Below are 7,984 nucleotides of genomic sequence, written 5' to 3' on the forward strand. Positions count from 1 at the left end.
GGTGTAGGTGATCGTACGGTCGTCGAAGTCCGTCTCGGAGGTGAGGCGTCCGGCTGGGTCGTAGGCGTAGCTCGAGGTCATGCCCTGCGGATTGGTAACCTCCGTCAGGCGCAGTTCGGCATCGTGGCGGAAGGCATGGCGGACGCCGTCAGGTCCCGTGCGGGCTGTAAGCACATCAAACTCGGTGTACTCGAAACGGGTGACCCCGCCGAGTCGGTCGGTGTGGCTGGTGCAGCTCCCCTCTCCGTCCCACGCCCACCTTTCGACGGCGCCATCCGCGTGAGTGCGACGGGCGAGTCGGCCTTCGACGGTCCACTGCAGGTGCGTGGTGGCACCCGCAGCGTCGGTGATGGCGGTGGGACGGCCGAAGGCATCCCGTACGAAGTAAGTGGTGGCACCGAGCGGATCTGTGACCTCTACGGGAAGCCCGGCGCGGTCACAGCGGATGCTGGTCGTGTTGCCGAGGGGGTCGGTGACGGAGGTGAGACCACCTGCCTCGTCGTAGGTGGCGCGGGTGGTCCTGCCCAGCGAGTCGGTGGTCGAGACACCGTTCGCGTGGTCGTCATAGGTGTACCGGACAACTTGGCCGTCGCCCCGCCTGATGTGGACAGGCAGGCCGAGCTCGTTGTGTCGCGCTGTACTTTCGCGACCGTCGGCACGCACGATACTGACCAGGTTGCCGTCTTCGTCATAACCGTACGTGGTAGTGCGCCCGAGCGGATCCGTCCGAGCGAGGAGCCGGTTGCGGCGGTCGCGCGCATAGCGAGTGATGTGGCCGAGCGGATCGATGTCAGCCACGATCCGGTAGGTTTCATCGACGAGGTACCGGCGAGTATGGCCCTCGCCCGTAACGGCTTCAGTCACGTGGTGGCCCGTCGCCTCGTCGACGGCGTCGTAGGCCAGGCGCAACACCATGTGCCCCTCGTCGCCTCCCTCTGCGATGCAACGGTTCTGCTCGTCGTACACGTACGTGTAGGACCGGTCGTTGGTGTCGGTCCAAGAGGTGATGCGAGCGCGGTCGTCGTAGGTGAAGCGCAGCGGAAGTCCGGAAGAGTTGATGACCTCCGTAAGGTTCCCCTCGGTGTACCCGTAGCCAAGGACGCGCGGGCCGCCGTGGAGGTAGAGGGCGGTGATGCGGCCGTCGGCGTTATCGAACCTGAGTCGATAGCCGCCGGAGTGGGTGATTCCGAGCGGGGTGCCGTGTTCGTCGTACTCGAAGGTGACGAGGTTACCGTTGCGGTCGTCGAGTTGCGCGATCGGGGCGATGCCGTCGCCGTCCGGATCGCCGGCGGCCGGGGCGAAACGGCGGACGTGCCCAGTGTTGGGGTCGGTGAGCGTCCAATCGCCGTCCGGGGTGCGTTCCAGGGGGCAGGGTGGCGCGGAGGCGGACAGTGGTAGGACTGCGACGCCAGGGGCCGGATGCGGATACGCCACGATAAGGCCGTCCTCGGTGACGAGCACGGCGCCTTCGGCATCGATCTCCAGGTGCTGGTCGATCGTTGATGCCCATGTCGGGCCGAACCAGCGGCCGCAGGTGTATCCCGACTCCGCGCGTCGGGTGAACGCCAGCGGCAAAGTTCCGGGCAGCACGATATCGGTCTGCGGCAGGAACATCCGGCCGGTGGCCAGGTCGACCGGGTCAGTCCCGTCGACCCGCTTCTCGTAGTCGGGTCGCTCACCCTTGTGCGGGCCGTCCGCGTCATTCGCACGCCGGCCGGGGCCTTTTGCGTCGTCGAGGTGCTTGACGTCATTGAGGGGTTTGGCAACGGAACCGGCCTCTTTGAAGGCATCGAGTCCCTTGGAGCCGATGAGCTGCGGAAGCATCTTGCCGATGCCTTCGTTGGAGTCCTTCATGAACTCGTCGAGGAACTGCTTGCCGGCGCCCCACGGGTCGTTGATCGTGGTGACCAGGCCTGCGGCCGTCGAGTTGAGGCTCGTCGCGTACTCGGCGGGGTGGGTGAGGTTGTAGGGGTCGTACGGGTTCAGGCCCCGGGCGAAGTCCAGCGTGCCGGCGGTGCCCTTGATCACGCCGCCCGCCAAGTGAGTCATGGCAAGGCTGTTGTAGACCAGGCCGTTTTTGAACTGTTCGGTGTAGGAGGGCTTGGGTGGGGCGGCGTCGCGGGCCGCGCGGACGGCCACGGCGGCGGCTTGGGCCTGCTCGTTTCGCTGCTTGCGGGCGTTGTCGAGTTTGTCCTGCGCGGCGGTGGCCATGGCTGGACCGGGGTCGTCGTAGGTTTCGGAAGGGCGCGGTGGCAGGTGGTCCCGCTTGGCCCGGATGGCGTCGTTGTAGGTGTCGACGAGTTTCTTGTGGGCGTTGTAGGCGTCCTGGGATGCCTTTTTGGCCTGGTTGTAGTCCTCCAGGGCCTCCTTGGCCCTGGCCTGGGCCCATTCGACGGTCTCGGCGAAGCGGCCCATGGCGTCCGCGGCCTTCCCGAACGCGTCCGCCGCCTTGAACCAGCGCGGCGGCTGCTTGGCCACCGCTTTGGCGAATGCTTCCGCCGCTTTGCCCTTCAAGCCGTCGGGATCGGTCATGGTCTTCAGGCCGTTGCCGACCGACTCGAACGCCGTCTGGAAATCGTTCAGGTGTGAGACCTGTGCGCGGATCTTCGCGACGCTGCCGTAGACCAGCTTCTTCGGATCCTCGGTTTGGCCGAGTTCGAGTTCGGCGACATTCGCGCCGAGTTGGTTGGCGGCGGAGCGGCTCTTGTCGCGGATCCAGTCCCCGGCGTCGTCGAGGCCGACGTCGTCGGCAAGGTCGGCGACCTTGTTCCCGCCCCATTGGACGACGGCGCCGAGCTTCTCCGCGGTCTCCTCGGCAGCGTCCTCGAAGGAGTCCGGTATGTAATCGCCCCAGCCCATCAGCCTTGCGCTCCATAGCTCTGGGCTTGTTCGAGCAGGTCCTTCATCGAGCGGACCTTCCCCGTCGAGGTCACTGTGTCCTTGGTGTCGGACCAGATCTTCTCGATGTCCTCGTTGCTCTTGATAACCGACTGCGGGCTGTAGTCCGGCTTGTAGACATCGGTGCTGAAGATGTCGCCCCAGGACAGCCTGTCGGCCAGCTCGCCGGTCTCACGAGGTTCGCCACCACGGCGTACGTGCGCGGCAGTGACGGCCGCGAGTTCACCGCTCACCCGGCGAAGCTGGTCCCGGGCATGAGCGGCACCGCTGGCCGGATCTGCTGCCGTTGCGACAGGCCCATCACGGGCGGCGGTCACGAGATCGTCCGGCACTCGGCCCCCGGGGCGCGCCCGAACGATTGGGCACACGATGCGGGCGACCCCGCATGCCGGCCCGCATTCCGGGCTGGCGCCCGGTGAGCGGGTTCGCGCGCCAGTTCCTATACGTCGTGATCGTGCTCAGCGTCCTCGCCGTGATCGTCGTCGGCACCCACTGACTCCCGGTCCCGCCCGGGATCGGGTTCATCAACCGATGGGAGTCCCATGTCCGCCACCTCCTATGCGCCTGTCGCCCCGTGGGGCAGTAGCCGACTCAGCCCCTACACGTCCACCGTGCAGCTCCCGCACGCCTTCGTCACGATCGACCCCGGTACCCAGCTCGGTGTCCGCCGCGACCGGCACGGCCGGGTGGTCGAGATGGGCCAGCACGGCACCAGCAGCGGCACGGGCACTACAACCTCGACCAGTCCTGACGGGGGTCAGGGGACCGGCGACCAGGGCAGTGACCAGGACAGCCAGCAGGACTGATGAGTGCGACCGAGGAGAGGCCCGTCCTGGTGGCCACCGAGGCTGACGACGTCACCGCGGACATGGTCATCACCGAACTGAACCGGCGCAGTGTGCCGGTGATCAGGTTCAATCCCGCCGACATCTGCGACGGCTTGACGGTCTCGGCTCGGTACGGCATCCGCCCGGCCCACGCGGCCGGGCGGATGCTCACGCCGTCCAGAGACGCCCGTCTGGATGAGGTACGGTCCGTGTACTGGCGCCGGCCCACCTGGCCGACGTTCCCGCATTTGAGTCCGGACGACGCTCGGTTCGCTGCGGCCCAGACGCGGTACGGACTCGGCGGTGTCCTGCACGCCCTCGCCAGCCCCCTGTGGGTGAATCACCCTTTCAGGAACGCCGAGGCCGACTACAAGCCGCACCAGCTTGCGCATGCCGAGCGGCTTGGTCTCGCCGTGCCAGCCACGCTCATCACCAACGACCCGACCGAGGCACGCGCGTTCGTCGCCGCTCACGCCGCCGTGATCCACAAGACGTTGCGGGCAACGTTCTACCAGCGCGACGGCGCTCCCGTCGTGTCGTGGGCGGAGCAGGTCACTGCGGACGAGATCGATGACCGGGTCCGCATCGTTCCCCACCTCTTTCAGGAGCGGGTCGAGAAGGCGTACGACGTCCGGGTTCTGATCGTCGGCTACCACGTCTTCGCCGTGCGCATCGAGTCCGACCTCCTGGACTGGCGGCGGGACTACTCCGCCCTGGCGTATTCGGTCATCAGCCTGCCCACCCCCCTGGAAGCGGCTCTATGCACTTTCCTCGACACCTTCGGCCTCGTGTCTGGGAGCTTTGACCTCGCGGTCGACCGCGCTGGCACGTACTGGTTCCTGGAACTGAACCCCAACGGTCAGTGGGGCTGGCTGGAGGAGAACACCGGTATGCCCATGTCAGCCGCCTTCGCTGACCTACTCGCCCAAGGAGGAAGCACCCGTGATTGAAACCAGCCTCGAACGACAAGCTCTCGCCGATCGGCTCGAAGCCGCCGGCGCCATCCGGACACCGGCGTGGCGGAAGGCCGTAGAAGCGGTCCCCCGTGAGCTGTTTCTGAACCCGGGGGTCTTCCTGCCCGCCGGTAACGATCTCTGGCGGCCGATGACCGCCGCCAACACCGACCCCGCGGAGTGGACCAGGACCGCGTACTGCGATGAGTCACTCGTCACGCAGCTCGACAATCAGCTCACCGCCAACCAGGCATCGGGCCCGGTGCCCGGCATCCCGACCTCGTCGTCCACCGTTCCGCAGCTGGTGTTGGAGATGATCGAGGAACTGGGGGTCGAGGACGGGCACCGTGTGCTGGAGATCGGCACCGGGACCGGCTACTCCACCGCCCTGATGTGCCACCGCCTGGGCGAGGACAACGTCACCACGATCGAGGTGGACCCCGAGGTCGCCGCCCGCGCGGACGCAGCCCTGGAAGCGATCGGGTATTCCACCTGGACCGTCACCGGGGACGCCCTCCTGGGCCTGCCCTGCCGCGCCCCGTACGACAGGGTGATCGCCACGTGCGGGGTCCGCCGCATCCCCTACACGTGGGTGCGACAGACGCGCCCGGGCGGCGTCATCCTCGCCACCGTCGGATCACTGCTCACCGGGACTGGCCTCGCCAAGGTTACCGTGAACGACGACGGGACGGCCGACGGGCGGTTCGTCGCCCACGCCAACTTCATGCAGGCACGCTCGCAGGCCGTCACCGCGATCGCCGGAGACCTGTCCTCCCGCGTGGCGTACCCGGACACTGAGCGGCGCGCCCTTATCGCCCCGACCGACCTCGATGAGCCGATGCCGGCCTTCCTGGCCCATCTGGAAGCCCCGACGGCCCAAGTCCTGCGGGTTGGGGCCGGCGACGGTGGGGCCCTCGTCTACCTCTTCGACCCGGACCGGGAGGCATTCGCCGAACTGGTGCAGTCAGGCGGGGACTGGGTCGTACGCCAAGGCGGCCCCGTCGCCCTGTGGGACGACATCGAGGGGGCGCTGTGCCGTTGGCGCGATGCCGGCCGGCCCGCTATCGCCGAGGTTCAGCTCCGCGTGACCGAGCGCTCCCATACCTACTGGATCGGCGACTCCTCGGCGCTGTGCTGGCAGCACCCGCTGTGCTGACCGACCAGATCCTGTCTCTTGGAAATGCCGTGCGCATGGTGCTGCATGCGGATCGAAATCCTGTGGAAGCAGCGCTTGCCCACAGCGGCTGATCGAGCGGGTCGTGGGCCTCGACGAGGCGGCAGCGCTGCTGCCTGACTTCGACCGGGCCTCCTCCGCCGGGATGACGATGATCGGTCCGCTCCACGGCTGAATCCACGGCGGACGTGGCCGGGGCGGCTGGCGTGGCGTCGGGATTTGTGCGAGTTGTCGGGTGATGATGCCGCAGTGCGACTTGATCACGTGTCCTATGCGGTGGCCCGCGACAGCTTCGTCTCGACCGTCCAGTGGATCGGATCAGCCCTCGGCGCCGGGTTCGTCGACGGGGGCGTGCACCCGCGATTCGGCACCCGCAATTTCATTCTCCCGCTGAGCGGCGGCACCTACGTCGAGGTCGTCACCACACTCGACCACCCCGCCGCCGACCGCGCACCCTTCGGCCAGGCGGTCGCGCGCCGCGCCGCCGAGGGCGGCGGTTGGCTCGGTTGGGTGGTCTCCGTCGACGACATCGCCCCAGTCGAGGCCCGCCTTGGCCGCACCTCGGCCGAGGGCCACCGTGTCCGCCCCGACGGGTTCGACCTGAGGTGGAAGCAGATCGGCCTGCTGGAACTGTTGGAGGACCCGCAACTGCCTTACTTCCTGCAGTGGTTGGTCCGCAACGAGGAACGCCCGAGCGCTGACCCGCGCACCTCCACCACCATCCATGGGGTCTCCATCGCCGGCGACGCCGCCTCCATCGCTGAATTCCTCGGCGAACCGGCCGACCACCCCCTCGACCAGATCGACGTCACCTGGGTCGAGGATGAGGAACCGGGCCTGGTCTTGGTCGAGTTCGCCACCGCCCACGGCCCGGTCACGATCTGAACAGCGCCCGACTGCTCCGCGCGAGCGGCCGGCTGGGGTGTCCCGGCTTGCGCGTGTCTCTTTGATGGTTTGGTCAGTTGATCGGATATATCTGTCCGATCAGTGATCACCGATGCGATGTGGGACCGGAACGAGCCCCTGATTCCGGCCGATCCGGTCCGCAGGCGGCGATGGACCGACCACCGCCGCACTCTTGAGGCCACCGCGTGGAAGTACCGCACCAGCTCGACCTGGCAAGACCCTCCCGACGAGCTCGGCTCGTCCCAGACCACTCACAAGCGGCCTATCAGACGGGCCGTCGATGACACCTGGGAGATACTCCTCGCTGCATGGGGCCGTCCGTCCGCGGCGCGCACGGCCAGGGGGAGCCCTACGTAGCCCTGACCAGCGACAACGATCTGCATGGCAGCTCCTACTCGGTTGCGCTGCTTGAATGGGGGGCGCGGCGCTCGCGGGGCATGGCGGTGCCTTCGTAGTAGAGCTTGACGTGTGCGGCGAGCCGGGAGAGGGCGATGTTTCGTGCCGCTGAACGCGGTAGAGGGGGTTTCGGGGGCGCGGGGAATTGTGCGGCGCGTTCGCCGCCCGGTTGAGGAGGCCGGGATCCGTCGGGCTGCCGAAATCCCGGGCGACCCCCTGGTCTGTCCCAAGGACGGATGTTCCACGACGCCCGGCAGGGATCGCGGGAAGAATTCCCCGGTCAGGCGCGCTGAGGAGCGTATGACTCATGGACACGACATCACCATTGAACAGGGCACCGAGCACGTTCGCGTCGTGAAGGACGGACAGGTGCTGGCCGAAAGTCGGCGCCCCTTGGTGCTGCGCGAGACGGGTTGCCCCCCGCGGTACTACCTGCCACCCGAGGACGTGCGCACCGACCTGCTGACCCCCTCCGACACCACTACTTACTGCCCGTTCAAGGGTGACGCCGGCTACTGGTCCGTAGCCGGGGCCACCGACCTCGTCTGGGCATACGCGGACCCCAAGCCGGACGTCGCCGCGATCAAGGGCCACCTCTGCTTCTACGACACCGAGATCCTCTGACCCACCCGCGGTGGCCTGCGGCTCCCCCGCTGCCGATGCCGCGCCCGCCGAGTGAGCCGGTGAACCGGCCCTTACTGATCGTTTCAGAATGAGTTGAGCTGCGGGTCTTGTGCTCGACGATCTCGGTCGGCAGGGTGTCCGGGTGCGTGCTGATCTTGTTCCGGACGACCTGTGGGAGCGGGTGGCCCCGTTGCTGCCACCGGCCC

At 67.6% G+C, this 7,984-nt stretch carries 6 protein-coding genes and 3 pseudogenes; 7 read left to right on the forward strand and 2 right to left on the reverse strand.

All coding sequences use genetic code 11. The features are described from left to right. Positions 1 to 3: 3 nt before the first annotated feature. Positions 4 to 2,859: pseudogene (locus ABZ934_RS30020) on the reverse strand (putative T7SS-secreted protein); the annotation flags it as partial. After that, positions 2,859 to 3,131 carry a hypothetical protein gene (locus tag ABZ934_RS30025; RefSeq protein WP_361319110.1) on the reverse strand — a complete coding sequence of 91 codons (273 nt, stop codon included), beginning with the start codon at positions 3,129 to 3,131 and terminating at the stop codon, positions 2,859 to 2,861. The pseudogene ABZ934_RS30020 and the gene ABZ934_RS30025, both read right to left, overlap by 1 nt. A gap of 309 nt (positions 3,132 to 3,440) precedes the next feature. Between ABZ934_RS30025 and tgmA the strand changes: the two genes are divergently transcribed. The 7 genes and pseudogenes from tgmA to ABZ934_RS30060 all read left to right on the forward strand — a co-directional run. Beyond that, entirely contained in the window at positions 3,441 to 3,704 is a 264-nt protein-coding gene (gene tgmA / locus ABZ934_RS30030) for a putative ATP-grasp-modified RiPP (RefSeq protein WP_361319112.1), read from the forward strand. After that, complete coding sequence (gene tgmB, locus ABZ934_RS30035) at positions 3,704 to 4,675, forward strand: ATP-grasp ribosomal peptide maturase (protein ID WP_361319114.1); 972 nt, start codon at positions 3,704 to 3,706, stop codon at positions 4,673 to 4,675. Before tgmA ends, tgmB begins: the two co-directional genes overlap by 1 nt. Next, complete coding sequence (gene tgmC / locus ABZ934_RS30040; RefSeq protein ID WP_361319116.1) at positions 4,668 to 5,834, forward strand: ATP-grasp peptide maturase system methyltransferase; 1,167 nt, start codon at positions 4,668 to 4,670, stop codon at positions 5,832 to 5,834. The genes tgmB and tgmC overlap by 8 nt, the downstream gene beginning before the upstream one ends. Positions 5,835 to 6,101: 267 nt before the next feature. Continuing rightward, positions 6,102 to 6,737, forward strand: a complete 636-nt coding sequence (locus ABZ934_RS30045) for a VOC family protein (protein ID WP_361319118.1) — start codon at positions 6,102 to 6,104, stop codon at positions 6,735 to 6,737. 87 nt (positions 6,738 to 6,824) lie between these two features. Continuing rightward, positions 6,825 to 7,049 (forward strand): annotated as a pseudogene (locus ABZ934_RS30050) (transposase); the annotation flags it as partial. 405 nt (positions 7,050 to 7,454) lie between these two features. Further along, positions 7,455 to 7,778: a DUF427 domain-containing protein gene (locus ABZ934_RS30055; protein ID WP_361319120.1), complete on the forward strand. Its 324-nt coding sequence runs from the start codon at positions 7,455 to 7,457 to the stop codon at positions 7,776 to 7,778. A gap of 109 nt (positions 7,779 to 7,887) precedes the next feature. After that, a pseudogene (locus tag ABZ934_RS30060) lies at positions 7,888 to 7,984 on the forward strand (IS5/IS1182 family transposase); the annotation flags it as partial.

Origin of the sequence: Streptomyces sp. NPDC046557 (genome assembly GCF_040645975.1) — a bacterium.
GTDB lineage: Bacteria > Actinomycetota > Actinomycetes > Streptomycetales > Streptomycetaceae > Streptomyces.

Coding starts and splice junctions, on each gene's coding strand:
- tgmA (WP_361319112.1), top strand. CDS start 3,441: ATGTCCGCCACCTCCTATGCGCCTGTCGCCCCGTGGGGCAGTAGCCGA.
- tgmB (WP_361319114.1), top strand. CDS start 3,704: ATGAGTGCGACCGAGGAGAGGCCCGTCCTGGTGGCCACCGAGGCTGAC.
- ABZ934_RS30055 (WP_361319120.1), top strand. CDS start 7,455: ATGACTCATGGACACGACATCACCATTGAACAGGGCACCGAGCACGTT.